This is a genomic window from Methylobacterium amylolyticum (assembly GCF_030700245.1).
GTDB lineage: Bacteria > Pseudomonadota > Alphaproteobacteria > Rhizobiales > Beijerinckiaceae > Methylobacterium.
This window is the reverse complement of the sequence record NZ_JAUYZI010000001.1, coordinates 1-19,813: the sequence shown is the minus strand read 5'-3', so window position 1 is coordinate 19,813 and position 19,813 is coordinate 1. Positions and strand designations below refer to the sequence as shown.

The following is a 19,813-nucleotide window of genomic DNA, read 5'->3' as shown; positions in this document are numbered from 1 at the left end:
GAACGATACGGCAGCGATGACGGATCAGCCCCACACCGACGACATCATCGGCATCGGCTTCGGCCCGGCCAACCTCTCGCTCGCCATCGCGCTCACGGATGCCCTGCGCGGCGCCGCCGTGCGCCCGAGCCTGCGCTTCCTGGAGCGGCAGGAGAGCTTCGGCTGGCACCGGGCGATGATGCTGCCGGGCGCCGACATGCAGATCAGCTTCGTCAAGGACCTCGTGTCCCTGCGCGACCCGACCAGCCCGTTCAGCTTCATCAACTACCTGCACGGGAAGGGCCGGCTCAACGCCTTCCTCAACCTCAAGACGTTCAACCCGTCGCGGGTCGAGTACAACGACTATCTGGCCTGGGCCGCCGAGCATTTCTCCGACGTGGCCACCTACGGTGAGACCGTCGAGGCGGTGCGCCCCGAGACCCGCGACGGGCGGCTCGCCGCCTTCGTGCTCACGGGGCGGGACGCGGCCGGCCGCCCCCGCCTGCGCCGCTGCCGCCACCTCGTGCTCGCCGCGGGCGGCGACCCGGCGATCCCGGAGCCCTTCGCCCGGCTCGCGGGCGACCGCCGGCTGATGCACGCGTCGTGGTACCTGCCGGGCATCGCCGCCGCGCTCGGTGCCCCGCGACTCGACGGGCCGCAGCCGCGGATCCTCGTGGTCGGCGCCGGGCAGAGCGCGGTCGAGATCGCGGTCGACGCGGGCGCGCGCTACCCGCGGGCGCTGGTCGACCTCGCGATCCGCGGCCCCGCCCTGAAGCCCGCCGACGACAGCCCGTTCGTCAACGAGATCTTCGACCCCGAGGCGGTCGACCGGGTCCACGACGCCCCCGAGCCGGTCCGGGCCGAGCTGATCGCCGCCCACCGCGCCACCAACTACGCGGTCGTCGACGCGGACCTGATCCAGTCCTTCTACGCCACGCTCTACGAGCAGGAGGTGAGCGGGCAGACCCGCTACCGCCTACGCCGGAGCACCCGGGTCGTGGCGATCGAGCCGGCGGGGAGCGGTCTGCGCGCGGAGCTGCGCGACGACGTCGCCGGCACGCAGGAGCACCAGACCTACGACGCGGTGATCTGCGCCACCGGCTACCACCGCGCCGCCGTGCCGGCGATGCTGGAGCCGCTGCGCCCGTTCATGGCGGCCGACACCGTGGACCGCCGCTACCGGCTGCACCTGGAGCCGGCCGAGCCGCGGGTCAGCCTCCATCTCCAGGGCGTGTCGGAGCCGAGCCACGGCCTGACCGAGACCCTGCTGTCGATCCTGCCGGTGCGGGCCGGCGAGATCGCCGGGACGATCCTCGACGCGGAGCGGGCGGCCCGCGCCGCGATCCGCCCCGCCGCGGCGCCGTGAGGCGGCCCCGGCCCGCGCGGCGGCCCGCGGAACCCGATCTCGGATCGGACGGGGTGGTCGCGCTGGTGCTGCGGCTCTCGGGACCGGCGATCCTCGGCATCTCGGCGCACGCCCTCCAGATGCTCGCGAACGCGTGGTTCGTGGCCGATCTCGGCGCGGAGGCGATCGCGACGATCGCGGTGGCCTACCCCGTCACGCTGGTGGTCGCCGCACTCGGCTACGGCGCGGGCATCGCCGCGGCCTCCGAGGTGTCGCGGGCGCTCGGCCGCGGCGACCCGGACGGAGCGGCCGCCGCGGCCGGCCTCGGCTTAGGGCTGGCCCTGCCCCCCGGCCTCCTGCTCACCGCCCTCGTGGTGCTCGATCCGGCCTTCTGGCTGACGCGGCTCGGGGCCGACGCGGCGCTCGCGGCGGCGGCCTCCCCCTACACCGCCCTCTCGACGGTCGGCACCGCGCTGATGCTGGTGATGATCGTCGGCGGCTTCGTGGTGCGCGCGCAGGGCCGCGCCGCCCTCAGCGGCGCGGTGATGATCGGCAGCTTCGGCCTCAACATCGTCCTCGACTGGGTGCTGATCCGGCTCATGGGGCTCGGCACCGCCGGCGCTGGCTGGGCGGCGATCGGCGCGCAGGGCGCGGCCGCGCTCGTCTACGCCGCGCACTTCGCGGGCGCCCGGCCCCGCCTGCGCCTGCCGCCGTGGGACGCCCGCGCGACCCGCGCCCTGGCGCGGCGGATGCTCGGCCTCGGCCTGCCCGCCACCGGATCGAGCCTGCTCGCGGCCTTCGCGATGGCGTTGTTCGTGCAGGCGGCCGCCCCGTTCGGAGACCCGGCGGTGGCCGCGCTCGGCCTCGCCCTGCGGATCGCCACCGTCGCGGCTTTGCCGGTCCTCGGGCTGATGGCCGGGGCGCAGGCGGTGCTCGGCCACAGCCTGGGCGCCGGCCGGCCCGACCGGCTGCGCCGGGCGCTCGGCTTCGTGACCGCGGCCTCCCTCGGCTACGGGATCCTCGTCGGCGCGTTGATGATCGCCCTGGCCGACCCGCTCGCCGGCCTGTTCGCGGCGGATGCGGCCACCCGCGCCGCGGGCGCCCGCGCCGTGGCGGCCTTCGCCGTGGCGTTCCTACCGCTCGGCCTGCAACTGACGGCCGCGACCCTGTTCCAGGCGATCGGCGCGGCCCGGCGCGCGGCGGCGGTCTCGCTCGCCGCGCAGGGGCTCGCGCTGATCCCGCCGCTGCTCGTCCTGCCGCACCTCCTCGGCTACGAGGGCGTGCTGGCGAGCCGGATCGCCGCGGAGTTCCTCGCCGACGTCCTCGGCGCCGTCCTGCTGCTCGCGTGGCTCCGCGAGGGCCCGCTCGGGGCCGGTGCAGGCCCGCCGGTCGCAGCGCCCGTCGAGGGCGGCGAGGCAGGAGAGGTGGCCCCGCCGCACCAGCCCGCACACGAGGGCGCGTGACACGCCGAGCTGCGCCGCGACCACGTTCTGGGGCACGCCCTCGACCCGGTGCAGCCGGAACGCCGTGCGCATCGGCTCGGGCAGGGCGTCGACCGCCGCGGAGACCCGGGCCAGCGCCTCGCGGGCCTCCGTCTCCGCCTCCGGCGTCCCCGCCGCGCCCGGCGCCTCGGGCAGGTCGTCGAGGTCGGCGAACAGGCGGCGCTCCAGGCTGCGGCGCCGCGCGCGGTCGATGGCGAGGTTGCGCACCATCCGCGCCACGTAGGGCGCCCGCAGGTCGGCGCGCGCGGAGGCCGGCAGGCCGGCGAGGCGCACCATCACGTCCTGCACCACGTCCTCGGACAGGGCGGGACACCGCAGGATCCGGCGCGCGGCCGCGAGGTAGGCCGCCCGGTCGCGATGCAGGCGCGCCAGGGACCGGAGATCCCCGTCGCGGGCTCCGGTCCCGCGCCGATCGTCCGCTGACACGCTCTGCTCCGCCGCCACAGCACCGCCCACCCGGACCGCACGATCGCGGCGCCAACGGCCTGAGCTTGACATTGATCCGCGTCGAATGCCAATTTTTACTTTTTAAATATTCAAATTCACAACACTCGCCGCGAAGATGCGCCGCTCAGGTCCAGTATTGAGGCAGGTCCGGCGGACGGTCGCGCCCGGCCGCGGGGCGGCCGATCGGGGCGACAGCGCGATCGGTTCGCGCGACGAGCGTCTTTCTACCGATCGGCGGCCTCGCTATCAGAAGCGGGCCTTCGAACGCGCCGCCGGAACTCTTCCGATGAGCAGGGCAACAGGATTCGCGCATGACGCTTATTGACATGGCCCCGCCAACCCTGGTCGGTATCATTGCGCAAGAGGTTTTGCAGTGGTACAAGCTGAGTTCCACATCCGATAATCCGGATGTCATGAAGCATCTCAAGAACATTAAGTATTGGATCTGCTTCGGTTTGGTCTGCGTGCTGGGTACCCTGTTCATGTACTACTATATCGATCAGGGATCGGCGTACAAGACAAAGGACTTTGTTTTGTTCGGCGCCGCCTTTCCGACGATCATGCGCCAGGCCGTGGCGGGTGCGAACGGCAAGAGCGAGCAGAAGCTCGGATCCAAGAATTCCCTGTTCTCCGACTACTTTCGATAGCGGGCCATGTACAGCTACATAACGATCCCCGTGATGGTGGCCTCGATCGCCTCGGGGGTCGCCAAGTGCAGCGCTGAGTCGACCGTCAAGGGGGCGGCGCGTAAGGCGGAGGTGATCGTCGTCGAGAAGGCCGCCGTCGCCGGCGAGAAGACCGGGGTGACCCATCTCGCCACCGCGGCGCGCGAGTTCGCGGACACGGCGCCGCATCACCCGACCGCCCCGAAGGCCGCGCCCGAGATCGGGAAGACGACGGGTGCCGTCGAGGACAGCCTGGCCAGACACCTGCCGGCCGCGGCCCTGAACGGGCAGGACATCAAGTACCGGAATGCCCTGGAGGCGTCGCAGAAGCGGTTCAACGATACGGGTGCGGTCGGCGCCCTCGGGAAACTCACCGACATCCAGTCGGCGGCCCTCGGCTGGAGGATCCAGCCCCCGCCGATCGCCGGCCTCGCGGTGGTTCCGACCGACCGGCTCGCCTGGACCCAGACCTTCTCGCCCCTCGACCGCGAAGCCACCCGCGTGGCCAGCGCCAACGCCTCGGAGACCGACCTGCGGAACGCGGTGGCGTCGAAGAAATCGTTCGACGCCAACCGGATCGACACCGCCCTCGAGAGCATGCCGAGGACGATCGGCGAGTTCCGCCAGCGGCTCCTCGACAACGGCTCGCCGATCTACGTGGTCATCGGCCACAACGAGAATGGCCGGTTCGTCGTGCCGCCGGGCCGTACCCTGCCGCTCACGGATATGGCGGATGCCTGCGGCGCCGTCGGCAAGATCTGCGTGTTCTTCTCGTGCGAGTCGGACAAGGTCGTGAAGAACGGCGTCCGGCGGGAGATCACCTTCCTCGAAGCCGGCGAGCTTCTCGCGGAGGTGCGGAACCTGTCGGAGGCGGCCATGGCCGGGAAATTCACGCTCCGGGACTTCGCGGGCGCCCTGCCGGACGTGATCCGGGCCACCGAGACGCGGCAGGAGCGGCGCAGGGCCGTCCGGTTCGGCGTCCGCGTCCTTCCGCCGATCGGACTGACGGGCGGCGGTCTGGCCCTGCTGATCGGCACCGACAAGAAGTAGCGCGGCGCCGTCGCTGCCGCGACGGGCGGGTGCTACGGCTGGTGACGGGTGGCGCGCCCCGATCGCGGGGGATCCGTGGTGCCGGAGGAGGGATTTGAACCCCCGACCTTCGCTTTACGAAAGCGCTGCTCTACCACTGAGCTACACCGGCGGCGGGCGCCGGGCCTGTGGGCCCGGGCCGCGGCTGGCTCATAGCCGTCCGCCCCGCGCAAGGCAAGACCGGCGTAAGGCCGGCGCAAGGCGAGACCGGCGCGTCAGCCGGCGGCGAGCTCGTCCTGGAGGAAGGCGCGCACCGCGTCCCGGTCGATGCCCGGTGCGATGAAGCTCTGCCCGATCCCGCGGGCGAGGATGAAGGTCAGCGCGCCGTCGCGCACCTTCTTGTCCTGCGCCATGGCGTCGAGCAGCGCGTCGGCGTCGCCGGGGCCGCCGGGGACCGCCTGGAGGCGGGTCGGCAGCCCGGCGAGCGCGAGGTGGTTGGCCACGCGCCCGGCATCCTGGCCGGCGCAGAGCCCGAGCCGGGCCGAGAACCGGAAGGCCAGCGCCGTGCCGATCGCCACCCCTTCCCCGTGCACCAGCCGGGCCGGGTCGTAGCCGACGATCCGCTCCAGGGCGTGGCCGAAGGTGTGGCCGAGGTTCAGCAGCGCCCGCTCGCCGTCCTCGCGCTCGTCGCGGGTGACGACCCCCGCCTTGGCCCGGCAGCAGGCGGCGACCGCCTCCTCGCGCTCCGGGCCGCCGGAGAAGATCCCGCGCCAGTTGGCCTCGCACCAGCCGAAGAAGTCCGCGTCGCCGATCAGCCCGTACTTGGCGACCTCGGCGTAGCCCGCGCGCATCTCCCGCTCCGACAGGGTGTCGAGGGCGGCGGTGTCGGCGAGCACGAGGCGGGGCTGGTGGAAGGCGCCGATCAGGTTCTTGCCGTGGGGGGAGTTGATCCCGGTCTTGCCGCCCACCGACGAATCGACCTGGGCGAGCAGGCTGGTCGGGACCTGCACGAAGCGCACCCCGCGCCGGAGCGTGGCCGCCGCGAACCCGGCCAGGTCGCCGACCACGCCGCCGCCGAGCGCCACCACGAGGTCGCCCCGCTCGATCCGCATGCCGAGCAGCGCGTCGCAGACCCGGGCGTAGTGCGCGTAGGACTTGGAGCCCTCGCCGGGCTCGACCGCCACGACGCTCGTGCGCAGTCCGTGGCGTTCGAGCGCCGCGCGAAACCGCTCGGCGTAGAGCGGGGCCACCGTCTCGTCCGTGACGATGCCCGCCGCCCGGCCCCCGAGCGCGGCGAGGTGGGGGCCGGCGGCGTCGATCAGGCCGCGGCCGATCAGGATGTCGTAGGCGCGCGCCCCGTCGAGGGGGACGCGGACGGTCAGGGGATCGGTCACGGCGGGGCTCACTGGGCGGCGACGGCGGGCGGCGGGTCGAAGTAGAGGTCCAGGGCCTCCATCACGTCCTGCACGACGCGGTCGTGGGAGACGTCGCGCGAGAGCACGACCACGTCGGCGTCGGCGTAGACGGGATGGCGCAGCGCCATCAGGGCGCGCATCGTCTCCTCGGGATCCTCGGTCTGGAGGAGCGGCCGGTTGGCGCGCTTGCGCACCCGCCGCATCAGCACGTCGAGCTCGGCCTTCAGCCACACCGAGACGCCGGATTCGGCGATGCGCGCGCGGGTCGCGTCCCGCATGAAGGCGCCGCCCCCGGTGGCGAGCACCAGCGGGCCGGCGCGCAGCAGCCGCGCGATCACCCGCTCCTCGCCGTCGCGAAAACTCGGCTCGCCGTAGATCGCGAAGATGTCGGGGATGGTCAGGCCCGCCGCCGCCTCGATCTCGTGGTCGGCATCCTTGAAGATCAGGCCGAGCCGGCTCGCGAGGCGGCGGCCGACGGTGCTCTTGCCCGCGCCCATCAGGCCGACGAGCACGATCGACCGCGGTCCCAGCGCCCGGCGCAGGCGCGCCTCGACCGGCTCGTCCTCCGCTCCGATCATCGCCCCCCGCACCCCATGACCGCGGCAACCTTCCCTCCGCCGCGGGCTCCGGCGCCCCTCGCGCCCCGCGGCCATCCATCCGCAGGCTCTTAGCGCGTTTCCGGGCGGGCGCGAAACGCGGCGGACGGGGGCGCACCGTGGCCCGCCGGGCCTTGCCAGCGCCTTGATCGCGTGATGGAAACCGGTGCGACCGCCTTCCCCACGCCCGTGCCCGTCCCCGAGGTTCGACCGACGTGCCGACCCTGTTCCGTTTCTTCGCCACCCTCGCGATCCTCGCGGGCCTCGTCTTCGCGGGCATGTTCGCGCTCGCGACCTTCGTCGAGCCGACGCCGCGGGAGATGAGCGTCTCGATCCCCGCCTCGAAGCTTCAGCCGGGGGGGCGGTGAGCGCCACCGCGGCGCCGGAGGTCGCGGGCTATCTCGACATGCTGGCGGCCGAGCGCGGCGCGGGGCCCAACACGCTCGGCGCCTACCGGCGCGACCTCGACGACTACCTCGCCTATCTCGACCGGGCCGGCACCGCCCTCGACGCCGTCGACACCGGCACCCTGCGCGCCTTCGTCGCCGATCTCGACACCCGCGGGCTCAAGGCCTCGACCGCGGCGCGGCGGCTGTCCTGCGTGCGCGGCTTCCACAGGTTTCTCTACGCGGAGGGTCTGGCCGAGGCCGATCCGAGCAGCCCCGTCGCCGGCCCGCGCCGCGGCCGGGCCCTGCCCAAGGTCCTGTCGGTGGCCGAGGTCGATCGCCTTCTGGCGGCGGCCCATGCTGCCGCGGATCCCGCCGCCGCGGATCCGGCCGCCGGGGCGGAGCCCGGCGCGGCGCGGCGCGCCCGCCGGATGGTCTGCCTGCTCGAACTCCTCTACGCGACCGGCCTGCGCGTCTCCGAGCTGGTGTCGCTGCCCCGGGCCGCGGGCACGGCGCGGGAGCGCTTCCTGCTGGTGCGCGGCAAGGGCGGCCGCGAGCGCCTCGTGCCCCTGACCGAGGCCGCCCGCGCCGCGGTGGCCGCCCACCTCCCCGCCGTGCCGGAGGACGCGGCCTGGCTGTTCCCGGCCGACAGCGAGAGCGGGCACCTCACCCGGCAGGCCTTCGCGCGCGACCTCAAGGCCGCCGCGGCCGCCGCAGGGCTGCGCGCCGATCGGGTCAGCCCGCACGTGCTGCGCCACGCCTTCGCCAGCCACCTGCTCCAGAACGGCGCCGACCTGCGCATCGTCCAGGAACTGCTCGGCCACGCCGACATCGCCACGACGCAGATCTACACCCACGTCCTCGACGAGCGGCTCAAGGCGATGGTCCGGGATCTGCATCCGCTCATGGATGCCTGAGCCGAGCCTGTCGTTCCCGCGAATCGTCGGATCCGAGGGCGTCGTCCCACAGCTCAGCGATCGCATTCATTGTGCAAAAACGCGAATGTGAATAAGATCGACGCAGGATGGGCCGTCACCGGCCGATTTAACCTATGTTAGAGGTCAATCGTATGTCGGGCCCGGCCGTTGCGCGGAGAAACGCCCAGACGCGTCAGGCCGCTGGTGACGCCGCGGGACGGTCGCCCGTCGCGCTGGACGATCCGCAGCGGCTCGACAACCAGCTCTGCTTCGCGGTCTACGCCGCCGCGCACGCGTTCGGCCGCACCTACCGCGCCCTGCTCGGCCAGCACGAGCTGACCTATCCGCAGTATCTCGTCCTGCTGGTGCTGTGGGAGGAGGACGGGCTGACGGTGAAGGAGATCGGCGACCGCCTGTTCCTCGATTCCGGCACGCTGACGCCGCTGCTCAAGCGCCTGGAGACGGCGGGGCGGGTGCGGCGCGCCCGCGACCGGACCGACGAGCGGCAGGTCAGCATCTTCCTCACCGAGGCGGGGCAGGAGCTGCGGGGCAAGCTCGCCTGCATCCCGGACGATGCGGGCGGCATGACCGGCCTCGACATGGACAGCCGCCGGTCGCTGCTCGACGACCTCGTCACCCTGCGCCGCGGTTTGCAGGACGCCGCCTCGGCCTGATCGCGGACCGCCCGGTCGGCAGGCCCCTGAAAGCGCGTCGGCCCGCCGCTGGCGCGGCGGGCCGATCCGTGCCGGCTCCGGTGGAGCCGGCCGCGCCGACGGCGATGCCTCAGGACTGGGTCTTGAGGTAGGCGATCACGTCGTTGATCTTCTTGTCGTCCTTGATGCCCGGGAAGACCATCTTGTTGCCGGGGATCTTCGCCTTCGGGTCCTTCAGCCACTCGTGGAGGTTGGCCTCGTCCCAGGTGATGCCGGAGTTCTTCACCGCCGCCGAGTAGTTGTAGCCCTCGTAGGTGCCGGCCTTGCGGCCGACGACGCCCTTGAGATCCGGGCCGACGCCGTTCTTCACGAAGTTGTGGCAGGCCTTGCAGGGCGCGAACGCCTTCTCGCCGGCCGCCGCGTCTCCGGCCTCCTGGGCCTGCGCCGAGAGCGGAATCAGGGCGGCGAGGACGGCGCCGAGTACGAGTGGACGCATGGATTTCCTCCTTATTGCGGCGATGGCCGCGGCGCTTATGGCAAAGCCCTCGCGACTGGAACAGCTCTAAACGGATTTCTGCAACGCTTGCAACGGCTGGTGGATCCGGGTGCGCGGGCCCGGATCGCCGCGCCGCCGGCGTCGCCGCGATCCGTCCACCCGCCCGTCCCGCCGGTCTCCGTCTCCAGTTTCCGTCTCGCGGTTCAACGCGCGGCCGCGCGCGACCCGTCCTGCGACGGATCGAAGCCGCGCCGGCCTCACCCGGCGGGGCCCGGCCGTGCTATCCTGTCCGCATGCCCCGCTGGCTCTTCGTCCTGTTCTGCGCGGCGCTCGCCCTGTCGGTGCTGGGCAGCGTCCTCATCGTGCTGCGGAGTCCGGGCTCGCTGCCCGAGGCGACGCGGCGGGAGCGGGCGCCGTGACCGTCCGGGCGCTCGCGGCCGCTCTCACCCTCGTCGTCGGCCTGCTGGCGGCCGGGCTGATCGTCGAGGATCCCGGCATCCTCGCGACGCTCGCCGGGAAGGTCGCCGAGGGCGGGATGTGGACGGCGCTCGCGGTCTTCATCGTCCTCGCGGCGGTGCTCGGCTATCGCCGCCGCGACGGGGCCGGACGCGCGCCGCCGGACCCGCGATAGGGTTTTTCCCGCCGGTCTGGAAAGCAGGGCGGCGCGAGGGTGACGAGCCGCGGATCGGGATCGGTCCCATCGGTCCCCGCGGCGGAGAGCGCTCGCGCCGCGGCCTGCGTCGCCCGAGCCCGTCGACGCGATCGCCGGGCACGCTGCGCCCTCAGCGGCGGCGCGGGCGCGTGCCGCGATGTCGGCGGTGGCCGGCCGGGGGCGGCGCGGCCTGCGGGGGCGCGGCCGGCACCCCGTCATGGGACGCGACGATGCGCCGGGCCTCCGCGACGCTCATGTCGCAGGCGCTGGTCATGCCCTGGAGGGCGCCGAGCGCGCGGTTGTAGGCGGGGAGGTTGGCGCATCCCGGAACGCCCCAGCCCCAAACCACGGCGGGGAACGCGACCAGCATCGGGGCGAGCACGGCATAGGTTCTGATCATCGCGTCGCTCCGCGCCCGTTCCGTGCCGCCCCGCCCGACGCCGGGGTCGGCGAAGGTGTCTCCGCGCCCGCTGGAGCCGTTCCCGATCGCGTTGCAATCGTGCTCGACTCCAAGTCCTTGTTTTGACGCGCTCTCTTTCGCCGAACCGGCATCCACTTCGGCGGTGAGCGCTCCAAGGCAGCCCGGCCGGGGGCCGTCAGCCCCTGCGGTCGCGACGCTCGTCGAGGACGACCGTCCAGACCAGCCAGCCGAGCAGCCCGACCGAGGCGGCGATCAGCCCCCCGGGCACCCAAGCGGCCCAGGGCGGAAACGGATCCGCCGCCAGGGAATGGAACGCGAGCCAAGCCGATCCCGGCATGTGAGCCCCTGTCCGCTTCGGCGGGCCGCGCGGTCCGCCGCGCGCCCGGGTGTCGAGAGGCGTGCGGTATGGATCCAGCGTGGGCGGGGCTCGGTGCGCCGGTGCACGCGCCGCTCAGCCGGCCGCGCGGGACCCCGGGGGGCGCCATCCCGAGGCGGCGGGGCGTTCCTAACCGCCGATCCGCCGGATGATCGCCCAGCCGAGTGCGGCGCAGGTCGCGAGGCAGACCGCGACCATCGCGCCGTTGACCCAGATGCGGGTGGGCAGGCCGGGGCGCTGGATCGCGCCGGCCCGCAGCCGGACCCACGGGACGTAGAAGAACAGCGCGAGCGTCGCGAGCAGGAGCAGCAGCAGCAGGGCGAAGCGCCCGGAGAACGCGGTGAGGCCGGCCAGGACGAGCCAGCCGGCCATGAAGGCGAACATCGTGAACAGCGCGACGGGGTTCACCTCGGTCTCGTCTCCAACCGTCTCGGCGCCGCCCATGCGCGGCCCTCCGCCACCGCCTGCGCCGGACCGGCGCGGGGTGCAACCCCCGCACGCGGCGGAGCGGGGTCCCGCCGGGCACCCGCACGGCAGGATCCCCGGATCCTGTCATCCTGGGATCCCGGGACGGCTCAGGCGTCGCGGTCCGCGCCGACGCCGTCGAGGGCCGCGCGCGCCGCCTCCGGCAGAACGAGGTCGGCGGCGGCGAGGTTCTCACGGAGATGGGCGGCCGAGGACGTGCCGGGGATCAGCAGGATGTTGGGCGACCGCGCCAGCAGCCACGCCAGCGCCACCTGCATCGGCGCGGCGCCGAGGCCGGCGGCGACCTCCGAGAGGGTCTTCGATTGCAGCGGCGAGAAGCCGCCCAGCGGGAAGAACGGCACGTAGGCGATGCCGGCCCGGGCGAGGTCGTCGACCAGGGCGTCGTCGCCCCGCTGCGCGAGGTTGTAGGCGTTCTGCACGCAGGCGATCGGGCACAGGCCCTGGCCCTCGGCGACCTGCGCGGCCGTGACGTTGCTGAGGCCGATGTGGCGGATCAGCCCGCGCTCCCGCAATCCGACCAGGGCGGAGAGCGGCTCGGCGATCGACCCCTCGTGCGGGCCGTGGCCGTCGCCGAGCATCGCGCGGAAATTCACCACCTCCAGCGCGTCGAGGCCGAGATGGCGCAGGTTGTCCTCCACCGCCCGGGCGAGGTCGTCGGCCGAGAAGGCCGGGTCCCAGGAGCCGTCCGGCCCGCGCTTGGCGCCGACCTTGGTCACGATCACGAGGTCGGCAGGGTAGGGGTGCAGCGCCTCGCGGATGATCCGGTTGGTCACGTGCGGGCCGTAGAAGTCGCTGGTGTCGATGTGGTTCACGCCCGCCGCCACCGCCGCGCGCAGCACCGCCAGCGCCGCGTCGCGGTCCTTCGGCGGCCCGAACACGCCGGGCCCGGCGAGCTGCATGGCGCCGTAGCCGAGGCGGCGCACGGTGCGGTCGCCGAGGGTGAAGGTGCCGGCCTGATCGATCGTGGTCATCGCGCGTCTCCGTGTCGGGTGGGCACCAGATGGACCGGGACGGCCGCGGCGATAATCGTGCACAGTCCGGACAGGCCGTGCGGAATTTCGAACAGAGGATGCGGGACGGCGATGGGGGCGGATCTCGGGGACCTCAGCGCCCTCGCGGCGGTGGCGCGGGCCGGGGGCTTCCGCGAGGCCGCCCGCGCCGGCGGGGTCAGCGCCTCGGGCCTGAGCGAGGCGGTGCGCCGCCTGGAGGCGGGGCTCGGGGTGCGCCTGCTGCACCGGACGACCCGCAGCGTCGCGCCCACGGAGGCCGGCGCCCGCCTGCTCGACCGGCTCGGGCCCGCGCTCGCCGAGGTCGAGGCGGCCGTCGACGAGGTGTCCGGCTCGCGCGACCGGCCGGCCGGGACGCTGCGGCTCACCGTGCCGGTGGTGGCGGCGCGCCTCATCCTGCCCGCGCTGGTGCCGCCCTTCCTCGCCGCCCATCCCGGGATCCGGCTGGAGATCGCCGCCGAGGACAGCCTCGTGGACCTGCTCGCCGCCGGCTACGACGCCGGCATCCGCTACGGCGAGCGGCTGGAGGGCGACATGATCGCCGTGCCGATCGGGCCGCGAATCGACCGCTTCGCCACCGCGGCCGCCCCCGCCTATCTCGACGGCCGCGGCCGGCCGGAGCACCCGCGCGATCTCCTGGGTCACGCCTGCCTGCGCGGGCGCTTCAGCACCGGCGCCGCCGCGCCGTGGGAGTTCGAGCGCGACGGCGCGGTGGTGCGGGTGGACGTGTCCGGGCCGCTCACGGTGCGGATCGGCGCGGGCACCGACCTCGCCGTGGCGGCGGCGCTCGCGGGCGGCGGGGTCATCCACCTGTTCGAGGGCTGGCTGCGGCCGCACCTCGACAGCGGCGCCCTCGAACCGGTGCTGGAGCCGTGGTGGCAGCCGTTCCCGGGGCCGTTCCTGTACTATCCCGGGCGGCGGCTGGTGCCGGCGCCGCTGCGGGCCTTCATCGACTTCGTGAAGGCCCGCGGGGCGTCCTAAGTCCGTTCTCAGGCGTGCTCTGTCACGGGAGCGAGGCTAGCCCCCCGCCGCGCGCCGCTCCGGCACGAGGTCGTTGGCGATGATCTCGCCGAACGGGCCGTCGTTGCGGGCGGTGCCGCCGGCCCGGCCGGTGGTGGCGCGAAGCGGCAGCTTCGGGAAGACCAGCTCGGCGAAGCGGTAGGCCTCCTCCAGGTGCGGGTAGCCCGAGAGGATGAAGCGGTCGATGCCGAGATCGATGTAGGCCTTCATCCGGTCGGCCACCTGATCGGCCGAGCCGACCAGCGCCGTGCCCGCCCCGCCGCGCACGAGGCCGACGCCGGCCCACAGGTTCGGCGCCACCACGAGGTTGTCGCGCTTGCCGCCGTGCAGGGCCATCATCCGGCTCTGGCCGACCGAATCCTGCCGCTTCAGCGTCTCCTGGGCCCGGGCGATGGTGGCGTCGTCGAGCCGCGAGATCAGGCTCTCGGCGGCGTCCCAGGCCGCAGCCTCGGTCTCGCGCACGATGACGTGGAGGCGGATCCCGTAGGAGAAGGTCTTTCCCTTTCTCTCCGCGGCGGCGCGGGCGGCGGCGATCTTCTCGGCCACCTGCTCCGGGGGCTCGCCCCAGGTGAGGTAGACGTCGCAGTGCTCGGCGGCGACCGCCATGCCGGCGGGCGACGAGCCGCCGAAGTAGAGCGGCGGGTAGGGCTTCTGCACCGGCGGGAACAGCGCCCGGCCGTCCCGCGTGCGCAGGTGCCGGCCCTCGAAGGTCACGGTCTCGCCCGAGAGCAGCCGGCGCCAGATGTGCAGGAACTCGTGCGTGACGGCGTAGCGCTCGTCGTGGGACAGGAACACGCCGTCGCCCGCGAGCTCCACCGGATCGCCGCCGGTGACGACGTTGATCAGGAGCCGCCCGTCCGAGATCCGGTCGAGCGTCGCGGCCATGCGCGCGGCGGCCGACGGCTCCTGAAGGCCGGGGCGGACGGCGACGAGGAAGCGCAGGTTGCGGGTCAGCGGCGCCAGCGCCGAGGCGATCACCCAGGAATCCTCGCAGGAGCGCCCGGTCGGCAGCAGCACGCCGTAATAGCCGAGGTCGTCCGCGCCCTGCGCGATCTGCCGGAGGTAACTGAGGGACACTTCGCGGGCCCCGTCTGCGGCGCCGAGATAGCGCCCGTCGCCGTGCGTGGGCAGGAACCAGAGGACGTCGGTGCGGCCGTCGGTCGATGCGGTCATGGGATTGCTCCTGAACGGGACGACCCGCCGGGGCGAAGGCCGTCCGGGCGGGCGCGCGATGAGGTCCGAAAAAGTCAGGCGGGCTGCGGCGTCCCGAGCAGGTGATCGAGGATCCGGCCTTCGAGAGCGGCGAGTTCGGGATCGCCGCGTCGGCGCGGGCGCGGCACGTCCACCCGCAGGTCGAGGGCGATGCGGCCCGCGTCGACGACGAGGATGCGGTCGGCCAGCGCCACCGCCTCGGCGACGTCGTGGGTGACGAGCACGGCGGTGAACCCTTGCGCCCGCCAGATCCGCTCGATCAGGTCCTGCATGCCGATCCGGGTCAGGGCGTCCAGCGCCCCCAGCGGCTCGTCGAGCGCCAGCAGGCCCGGCCCGCTGACGAGGGCGCGGGCCAGCGCGACCCGCTGGCGCTGGCCGCCGGAGAGGGTGGCGGGCCACTGCCCGGCCTTGTCGGACAGGCCGACCTCGTCCAGCGCCGCCAGCGCGCGCTGCCGCCGCTCGGCCCGGGAGCCCTGGCCGGCGAGCCCGACCGCGACGTTGTCGACCACCCGGGCCCAGGGCAGCAGGCGCGGCTCCTGGAACATGATGCGCTTCGGCGGCGCCGACCGGCGCACGGCGCCCTCCGGTCCCTGGAGCTCGATCCGGCCGCCGGTCGGCGTCTCCAGCCCGAGGATCAGGCGCAGCAGGGTGCTCTTGCCGCAGCCGGAACGGCCGACCACCGCCGTGAAGCCGCCGGCCGGCAGGAACAGGTCGATCCCTTCGAGGACCGGGTTGCCGTCGAAGCCCTTGTGCAGGCCGCGGGCGGTGACGGCGATGCCGCGGGCGGACGCGGCCGGCGCCGGCCGGCGGACGGGTGCGTCGGCGGGGGACCGGAGCGCGGGGGCGGTGTCCGCGGCGGTCTCGCGGCGGACGGCGTCGAGCAGCATCAGGCGCTCCTGTAGGCGGGGTTCCAGGACAGGCAGCGGCGCTCCAACTGCCGGGTCAGCGCGTCGGCGAGCTTGCCGAGCGCCGCGTAGATGAGGATCGCCAGCACGACGACGTCGACGAGCATGAACTCGCGCGCCTGCATCGCCATGTAGCCGAGCCCTGAGGAGGCGGAGATCGTCTCGGCGACGATCAGCGTCAGCCACATGATGCCCAGCGCGTAGCGCAGGCCCACGAAGATCGAGGGCAGGGCGCCCGGCAGCACCACGCGCCGGAACAGCTCGGCCCGGGACATGCCGTAGACGCGGCCCATCTCGACGAGGCCGGGATCGACCGAGCGGATGCCGTGCAGGGTGTTGGCGTAGATCGGGAAGAACACGCCGAGCGCCACGAGGAACAGCTTGGCCTCCTCGCCGATGCCGAACCACAGGATCACCAGCGGGATCAGCGACAGGTGGGGCACGTTGCGCACCATCTGCACGCTGGTGTCGGTCAGCCGCTCGGACAGGCGCGACAGGCCGTTGGCGAGCCCCAGCGCGAGGCCGATGCCGCCGCCGATCGCGAAGCCGGCGAGCGCCCGCAGGGTGCTGACCCCGAGGTTGGTCCACAATTCGCCGGTGCGCGCCGCCTCGATGCCCGCGCGGGCCACGTCGAGGGGTGCCGGCATGAACCGGTTCGAGACGAGGCCGGCGGAGACCGCGGCCTGCCACCCGGCGAGGATCGCCACCGGCAGGAGCCACGGGATCGCCGCCTCGCGCAGGCGGAGGACGGGGCGGAAGAGGGGAGGGGGGCCGGAGCGGGTGGAGAGCGCGACGCGCATCGGGGGTCAGGCCTTGTCGGGATGGGTCCAGACCGCGTCGGCGACCCGGAGGGGCTTCGGGATCAGGCCGAGGCCGTGGAAGGTGTCGGCGATCCGCTGCTGGTCGGCGATCGCCGCGGCGTCGAGCGGCGCGACCCCGTAGGAGAGGCGGTCGATGGCGACCTTCAGCACCGGGGCGGGGATGCCGACCGCGGGGGCGAACTCCGCGGCCACCGCGGCGGCGTTGCCGGCTGCCCAGCCGTTGACCTCGCCGATGCCGGCGAGCACCTGCTTGACGAGTCCCGGCTGGGCCTCGGCGAAGGCCCGCCGCGACAGGTAGAACTGCCGGTTCGGCGCCAGCCCCTCGCCGTCGGCGACCACCCGGGCGCCGGTCGCGCGCTCGGCCGCGGCGAGGTAGGGGTCCCAGATCACCCAGGCGTCGACGGAGCCGCGCACGAAGGCGGCGTTGGCGTCGGCCGGTCCGAGGAACGCGAGCTTGACCGCGTCGTAGGGGACGCCCGCATTCTCCAGGGCGCGCACCAGCAGGTAGTGGACGTTCGAGCCCTTGTTGAGGGCGATCGTCCTACCGCGCAGGTCCGCCACGGTCCTGGCCGGGCTGTCCTTCGGCACGAGGATCGCCTCGCCCCGGGGCGCGGGCGGCTCGTTGGCGACGTAGCGCAGGTCCGGGCTCGCGGCCTGGGCGAAGATCGGCGGCGCCTCGCCGGCGGTGCCGAAGTCGATCGCGCCGGCGTTGAGCGCCTCCAGCAGCGGCGGCCCCGACGGGAACTCGGCCCAGGCGACGTCCCAGCCCAGGGGCTTCAGCGCCCGCTCCAGCGTGCCGCGGCCCTTCAGCAGGACCAGGGAGCCGTATTTCTGGTAGCCGACGCGCAGGGTGCCGGCGGCGGCGCGGGCCGGGCGCAGGGCGAGCCCGGCGGCGAGGCCGGCACCGCCGGCGAGCAGCGTCCGGCGGCTGAGGCCGGCGGATTCGGCGCCCGAGGCGGCGGTTCTGGCGGCCGTTCGGGCGTCGGTGTCGTGGGGCGCGGTCATGGTCGGTCCGGTTCGGTCAGCCGTTGCGGGCGGGGGGCGTCCACAGCGCGTCGGCGATGCGGATCGGCTTGGGGATCAGCTTGAGGGCGTGGAAGCGGTGGGCCACCGCCTGCTGCGCGGCCACCACCCGCGGGCTCACCGGGCCCAGCACGTAGTCGGTGCGGTCGACCGCGCGGCGGGTCGCCGCCAGCGGCACGCCGGTGCCCTGGGACAGGATGGCGGCGACGTCGCCGCGGTTCTCGGTGCACCAGCGGGCAACGCCCGCCAGCGCATCGATCGCCGCCGCCAGCGCGGGGCCGTGGCCCTCGGCGAAGCCGCGGTTGGCCAGGAAGAAGTTGTTCTGCCGGGCGATGTCCGAGGCGGTCACGAGCACGCGCACGCCGTCGCTGGCCTCGGCCACCGCGAGGTAGGGGTCCCAGATCGTCCAGGCGTCGACGCTGCCGCGGGCGAACGCCGCCGCGGCGTCGGCGGGCGCGAGCGTCACCGGCTCGATGTCCGCGTAGCCGAGGCCGGCCTTCTCCAGGGCGGCGACGGTGAGGTTGTGGGCGCTCGACGCCTTGGCGAAGGCGACCCGCCTGCCCTTGAGGTCGGCGAGCGTCCGGATCGGCGAGCCCTTCGGCAGCAGGATCGCGATGCCCGAGCCCCCGGCCTCCTGCGCCGCCGCGTAGACGAGGTTCGCCCGCGCGGCCTGGGCGAAGATCGGCGGCGCGTCGCCGGTCTGGCCGAGATCGATCCCGTCGAGGGCGAGCGCTTCGAGGAGCGGCGGCCCGAACGAGAACTCGGTCCAGCGCACCCGGTAGCCGAGCTTGTCCAGGGCCGCCTCGATCACGCCCTGCTGCTTGGCGACCACGAGGATGCCGTTGCGCTGGTAGCCGATGCGCAGCGATCCGGGCACGGCGGCGCGGGCGCCGCGCAGGGCCGGCACGGCGGCGAGCGCCGCGGCGAGGAAGGATCGGCGGGCGAGCACGCGTCAGCGCCCCGCCGCCAGCGCGACCGGCTCCCCGGTGGCGGCCGCCGTGTGCGCCAGCAACCCGGCGAGCTGCTCGCCCGCCTGGACGACCCGGCCGCGCACCCCCGGGTCGGTCAGCGCGCCGTCGGTGAACTCGGCGTCCGAGGCGTAGACGGCGGTGGGGATCTGAAGCGCGCCGAAGAAGCCGAACAGCGGCCGGAAGGCGTGTTCGACCACGAGCGCGTGGCGGGCGCCCCCGCCCGTGGCGACGATCGCCACCGGCTTGTGGGCGAGCGCGCCCGGATCGACGAGGTCGAACAGGTGCTTGAACAGGCCGGTATAGGCGCCCTTGTAGACCGGCGAGCCGACGATCAGCCCGTCCGCACCCTCGATCGCCTCGACGATCCGCCGGGCGGGCAGCGGGAGCTGGTCGCGGGTCCAGGCGGCGCCGAGGCCGGTGCCGGCATCGACGAAGTCGAACACGCGGCCCTCGACCTGCGTCCGCGCCGCGGTCTCCCGCAGCACCGCCTCCACCAGGGTGCGGGTCTTCGAGGGGCGCTGCACGTTGGCGCTCAGGCCGACGAGTCTCGGTCGTGTCATGGAGAGGGCTTTCCGGGGTGGAGGCCGGGGCGGCGGGTTCGTGGCCCGCTCGTCGTCCGGGTGGGCGGTTCGATGCCCCCGAGAATGGCGATCGGCGCCCGTTCCGGTCAATGAAACCGTCTTTTAAATGCGGCGCCGTTTCGAGAGGATCGTGCCGATCCGGACGTGATCCGAAGAAGAGCGATCCGGGCTTCACGCATTATGCGAAACAGACGTCGCGCGGCGGACCGGCGATAGACGACGAGGTTCGAGCGAGATGCCGCACCGATACGCTGGCGACCGGATCGATCTTCTTCCGATCAGCCGTGTCCTGGGACGAAACACCTGCGCGCGATGCGGGAAAGGCGATAATCGCCTCCCGATGCATGGTCGCCGAACCTCTGCCGTAGCCTCTCCGACCCCGAATTCCCCGATGCGGCTCCGGTCGATCGCGCAGGCACGCGCTGGCCGTTCAGCGAACGCGCGCAGCCGCGGCGGCCATAGACCCCGAGCGCGTGGTCCGTGGCCATCGCCTCCCTCCGAAGCCGCCCGTCACGCGGGCGTCATCGAAGCGGGGCAGGAAAATCGGCCCGGCCCGGAAAAGGCGCTTGACGGCTCCGGATCGCGTCCGTATACCCCGCTCATCGGCGCCGGCCGCGGGAGTGGACCGGGCGCTGGATTGTCTGTCTCCGGTATCTGGCTGCGGTCGGGATTGGCGAGGCGGGCGTCTCTACCGACAATGGACTGGGGCGTGCCTGGCGGTGGTTTTGCCGGGTGTGGGTCGGTCCGTGGCGTGTGGGGTGGGTGCCGGTTCGACCGATGCCCCGATCTTTGACATTGTTGGAAAGAGGAAGGGAGACGCGGGCGGCGTTTTGTCCTTGCGGCCCTGGCTGAGGCTGGGGCGTGTGAGACGATATGGCTGTCGCGATCTCTTTAGATGAGCTCACTGG

General features: G+C 73.7%; 23 protein-coding genes, 1 tRNA gene and 1 pseudogene. 10 read left to right on the top strand and 15 right to left on the bottom strand.

From position 1 onward, the window contains the following. Positions 1-16: 16 nt before the first annotated feature. Positions 17-1,345, top strand: a complete 1,329-nt coding sequence (locus tag Q8W71_RS00125) for a lysine N(6)-hydroxylase/L-ornithine N(5)-oxygenase family protein (protein ID WP_305523276.1) — start codon at positions 17-19, stop codon at positions 1,343-1,345. Between the two features lie 53 nt (positions 1,346-1,398). Then, positions 1,399-2,787 carry an MATE family efflux transporter gene (locus Q8W71_RS00120; RefSeq protein WP_305523275.1) on the top strand — a complete coding sequence of 463 codons (1,389 nt, stop codon included), beginning with the start codon at positions 1,399-1,401 and terminating at the stop codon, positions 2,785-2,787. Positions 2,788-2,814: 27 nt separating this feature from the next. On the opposite strand, the pseudogene Q8W71_RS00115 reads toward Q8W71_RS00120, so the two are convergent. Further along, a pseudogene (locus Q8W71_RS00115) lies at positions 2,815-3,324 on the bottom strand (sigma-70 family RNA polymerase sigma factor); the annotation flags it as partial. 260 nt (positions 3,325-3,584) lie between these two features. Between Q8W71_RS00115 and Q8W71_RS00110 the strand changes: the two are divergent. Together Q8W71_RS00110 and Q8W71_RS00105 are read left to right on the top strand one after the other, a co-directional pair. Then, on the top strand, positions 3,585-3,920 hold the full coding sequence (locus Q8W71_RS00110; protein ID WP_305523274.1) for a hypothetical protein: 336 nt from the start codon (positions 3,585-3,587) through the stop codon (positions 3,918-3,920). A 6-nt stretch (positions 3,921-3,926) separates the two neighbouring features. Beyond that, the gene (locus Q8W71_RS00105) at positions 3,927-4,988 is read left to right on the top strand and encodes a hypothetical protein (protein ID WP_305523273.1); all 1,062 of its coding nucleotides are present in this window, start codon (positions 3,927-3,929) and stop codon (positions 4,986-4,988) included. A 76-nt stretch (positions 4,989-5,064) separates the two neighbouring features. On the opposite strand, the gene Q8W71_RS00100 is transcribed toward Q8W71_RS00105, so the two are convergent. From Q8W71_RS00100 to Q8W71_RS00090, 3 genes are all read right to left on the bottom strand, one after another. After that, positions 5,065-5,139, bottom strand: a tRNA-Thr gene (locus Q8W71_RS00100). A 103-nt stretch (positions 5,140-5,242) separates the two neighbouring features. Continuing rightward, complete coding sequence (aroB, locus tag Q8W71_RS00095) at positions 5,243-6,361, bottom strand: 3-dehydroquinate synthase (RefSeq protein WP_305523272.1); 1,119 nt, start codon at positions 6,359-6,361, stop codon at positions 5,243-5,245. An 8-nt stretch (positions 6,362-6,369) separates the two neighbouring features. Beyond that, positions 6,370-6,960: a shikimate kinase gene (locus Q8W71_RS00090; protein WP_305523271.1), complete on the bottom strand. Its 591-nt coding sequence runs from the start codon at positions 6,958-6,960 to the stop codon at positions 6,370-6,372. A 233-nt stretch (positions 6,961-7,193) separates the two neighbouring features. Between Q8W71_RS00090 and Q8W71_RS00085 the strand changes: the two genes are divergently transcribed. From Q8W71_RS00085 to Q8W71_RS00075, 3 genes are all read left to right on the top strand, one after another. After that, positions 7,194-7,346, top strand: coding sequence for a histidine kinase (locus tag Q8W71_RS00085; RefSeq protein ID WP_305523270.1), 153 nt, complete (start codon positions 7,194-7,196; stop codon positions 7,344-7,346). Beyond that, on the top strand, positions 7,343-8,281 hold the full coding sequence (locus Q8W71_RS00080; protein WP_305523269.1) for a tyrosine recombinase: 939 nt from the start codon (positions 7,343-7,345) through the stop codon (positions 8,279-8,281). The genes Q8W71_RS00085 and Q8W71_RS00080 overlap by 4 nt, the downstream gene beginning before the upstream one ends. A 152-nt stretch (positions 8,282-8,433) precedes the next feature. Next, entirely contained in the window at positions 8,434-8,955 is a 522-nt protein-coding gene (locus Q8W71_RS00075; RefSeq protein WP_305523268.1) for a MarR family winged helix-turn-helix transcriptional regulator, read from the top strand. 109 nt (positions 8,956-9,064) lie between these two features. On the opposite strand, the gene Q8W71_RS00070 is transcribed toward Q8W71_RS00075, so the two are convergent. Then, positions 9,065-9,430 carry a c-type cytochrome gene (locus tag Q8W71_RS00070; RefSeq protein WP_305523267.1) on the bottom strand — a complete coding sequence of 122 codons (366 nt, stop codon included), beginning with the start codon at positions 9,428-9,430 and terminating at the stop codon, positions 9,065-9,067. A gap of 293 nt (positions 9,431-9,723) precedes the next feature. Here Q8W71_RS00070 and Q8W71_RS00065 point away from each other — a divergent pair, with 293 nt between their 5' ends. Continuing rightward, positions 9,724-9,849: a hypothetical protein gene (locus tag Q8W71_RS00065; protein WP_305523266.1), complete on the top strand. Its 126-nt coding sequence runs from the start codon at positions 9,724-9,726 to the stop codon at positions 9,847-9,849. After that, positions 9,846-10,061, top strand: a complete 216-nt coding sequence (locus Q8W71_RS00060) for a hypothetical protein (protein ID WP_305523265.1) — start codon at positions 9,846-9,848, stop codon at positions 10,059-10,061. The genes Q8W71_RS00065 and Q8W71_RS00060 overlap by 4 nt, the downstream gene beginning before the upstream one ends. Before the next feature lie 151 nt (positions 10,062-10,212). Here the strand turns inward: Q8W71_RS00060 and Q8W71_RS00055 are convergent, their stop codons facing one another. From Q8W71_RS00055 to Q8W71_RS00040, 4 genes are all read right to left on the bottom strand, one after another. Then, positions 10,213-10,482 carry a hypothetical protein gene (locus Q8W71_RS00055; protein WP_305523264.1) on the bottom strand — a complete coding sequence of 90 codons (270 nt, stop codon included), beginning with the start codon at positions 10,480-10,482 and terminating at the stop codon, positions 10,213-10,215. 196 nt (positions 10,483-10,678) lie between these two features. Further along, on the bottom strand, positions 10,679-10,840 hold the full coding sequence (locus Q8W71_RS00050) for a hypothetical protein (protein WP_305523263.1): 162 nt from the start codon (positions 10,838-10,840) through the stop codon (positions 10,679-10,681). 168 nt (positions 10,841-11,008) lie between these two features. After that, positions 11,009-11,323 (bottom strand): hypothetical protein, encoded by a 315-nt coding sequence (locus tag Q8W71_RS00045; protein WP_305523262.1) that lies wholly within the window; start codon positions 11,321-11,323, stop codon positions 11,009-11,011. Positions 11,324-11,454: 131 nt separating this feature from the next. Next, positions 11,455-12,336: an aldo/keto reductase family oxidoreductase gene (locus Q8W71_RS00040; RefSeq protein ID WP_305523261.1), complete on the bottom strand. Its 882-nt coding sequence runs from the start codon at positions 12,334-12,336 to the stop codon at positions 11,455-11,457. A gap of 111 nt (positions 12,337-12,447) precedes the next feature. Between Q8W71_RS00040 and Q8W71_RS00035 the strand changes: the two genes are divergently transcribed. Continuing rightward, positions 12,448-13,353 carry a LysR family transcriptional regulator gene (locus tag Q8W71_RS00035; RefSeq protein ID WP_305523260.1) on the top strand — a complete coding sequence of 302 codons (906 nt, stop codon included), beginning with the start codon at positions 12,448-12,450 and terminating at the stop codon, positions 13,351-13,353. 36 nt (positions 13,354-13,389) lie between these two features. Here the strand turns inward: Q8W71_RS00035 and ssuD are convergent, their stop codons facing one another. From ssuD to msuE, 6 genes are all read right to left on the bottom strand, one after another. Beyond that, positions 13,390-14,565 (bottom strand): FMNH2-dependent alkanesulfonate monooxygenase, encoded by a 1,176-nt coding sequence (ssuD, locus tag Q8W71_RS00030; protein WP_305523259.1) that lies wholly within the window; start codon positions 14,563-14,565, stop codon positions 13,390-13,392. Positions 14,566-14,639: 74 nt separating this feature from the next. Further along, on the bottom strand, positions 14,640-15,491 hold the full coding sequence (locus Q8W71_RS00025; RefSeq protein WP_305523258.1) for an ABC transporter ATP-binding protein: 852 nt from the start codon (positions 15,489-15,491) through the stop codon (positions 14,640-14,642). Then, positions 15,491-16,309: an aliphatic sulfonate ABC transporter permease SsuC gene (gene ssuC, locus Q8W71_RS00020; RefSeq protein WP_305523257.1), complete on the bottom strand. Its 819-nt coding sequence runs from the start codon at positions 16,307-16,309 to the stop codon at positions 15,491-15,493. Before ssuC ends, Q8W71_RS00025 begins: the two co-directional genes overlap by 1 nt. A 6-nt stretch (positions 16,310-16,315) precedes the next feature. Then, positions 16,316-17,335: a sulfonate ABC transporter substrate-binding protein gene (locus Q8W71_RS00015; protein WP_305523256.1), complete on the bottom strand. Its 1,020-nt coding sequence runs from the start codon at positions 17,333-17,335 to the stop codon at positions 16,316-16,318. 16 nt (positions 17,336-17,351) lie between these two features. Then, the gene (locus Q8W71_RS00010) at positions 17,352-18,302 is read right to left on the bottom strand and encodes an aliphatic sulfonate ABC transporter substrate-binding protein (RefSeq protein ID WP_305523255.1); all 951 of its coding nucleotides are present in this window, start codon (positions 18,300-18,302) and stop codon (positions 17,352-17,354) included. Between the two features lie 3 nt (positions 18,303-18,305). Then, the gene (gene msuE, locus Q8W71_RS00005) at positions 18,306-18,884 is read right to left on the bottom strand and encodes an FMN reductase (protein WP_305523254.1); all 579 of its coding nucleotides are present in this window, start codon (positions 18,882-18,884) and stop codon (positions 18,306-18,308) included. Between the last annotated feature and the right edge of the window lie 929 nt (positions 18,885-19,813).

Bases quoted from the DNA above. Each gene is read 5' to 3' on its own strand.
- Q8W71_RS00125 (WP_305523276.1), top strand. From the start codon at position 17: ATGACGGATCAGCCCCACACCGACGACATCATCGGCATCGGCTTCGGC.
- Q8W71_RS00110 (WP_305523274.1), top strand. From the start codon at position 3,585: ATGACGCTTATTGACATGGCCCCGCCAACCCTGGTCGGTATCATTGCG.
- Q8W71_RS00105 (WP_305523273.1), top strand. From the start codon at position 3,927: ATGTACAGCTACATAACGATCCCCGTGATGGTGGCCTCGATCGCCTCG.
- Q8W71_RS00090 (WP_305523271.1), bottom strand. From the start codon at position 6,960: ATGATCGGAGCGGAGGACGAGCCGGTCGAGGCGCGCCTGCGCCGGGCG.
- Q8W71_RS00075 (WP_305523268.1), top strand. From the start codon at position 8,434: ATGTCGGGCCCGGCCGTTGCGCGGAGAAACGCCCAGACGCGTCAGGCC.
- Q8W71_RS00070 (WP_305523267.1), bottom strand. From the start codon at position 9,430: ATGCGTCCACTCGTACTCGGCGCCGTCCTCGCCGCCCTGATTCCGCTC.
- Q8W71_RS00065 (WP_305523266.1), top strand. From the start codon at position 9,724: ATGCCCCGCTGGCTCTTCGTCCTGTTCTGCGCGGCGCTCGCCCTGTCG.
- Q8W71_RS00055 (WP_305523264.1), bottom strand. From the start codon at position 10,482: ATGATCAGAACCTATGCCGTGCTCGCCCCGATGCTGGTCGCGTTCCCC.
- Q8W71_RS00050 (WP_305523263.1), bottom strand. From the start codon at position 10,840: ATGCCGGGATCGGCTTGGCTCGCGTTCCATTCCCTGGCGGCGGATCCG.
- Q8W71_RS00045 (WP_305523262.1), bottom strand. From the start codon at position 11,323: ATGGGCGGCGCCGAGACGGTTGGAGACGAGACCGAGGTGAACCCCGTC.
- Q8W71_RS00040 (WP_305523261.1), bottom strand. From the start codon at position 12,336: ATGACCACGATCGATCAGGCCGGCACCTTCACCCTCGGCGACCGCACC.
- Q8W71_RS00035 (WP_305523260.1), top strand. From the start codon at position 12,448: ATGGGGGCGGATCTCGGGGACCTCAGCGCCCTCGCGGCGGTGGCGCGG.
- ssuD (WP_305523259.1), bottom strand. From the start codon at position 14,565: ATGACCGCATCGACCGACGGCCGCACCGACGTCCTCTGGTTCCTGCCC.
- Q8W71_RS00025 (WP_305523258.1), bottom strand. From the start codon at position 15,491: ATGCTGCTCGACGCCGTCCGCCGCGAGACCGCCGCGGACACCGCCCCC.
- ssuC (WP_305523257.1), bottom strand. From the start codon at position 16,309: ATGCGCGTCGCGCTCTCCACCCGCTCCGGCCCCCCTCCCCTCTTCCGC.
- Q8W71_RS00015 (WP_305523256.1), bottom strand. From the start codon at position 17,335: ATGACCGCGCCCCACGACACCGACGCCCGAACGGCCGCCAGAACCGCC.
- msuE (WP_305523254.1), bottom strand. From the start codon at position 18,884: ATGACACGACCGAGACTCGTCGGCCTGAGCGCCAACGTGCAGCGCCCC.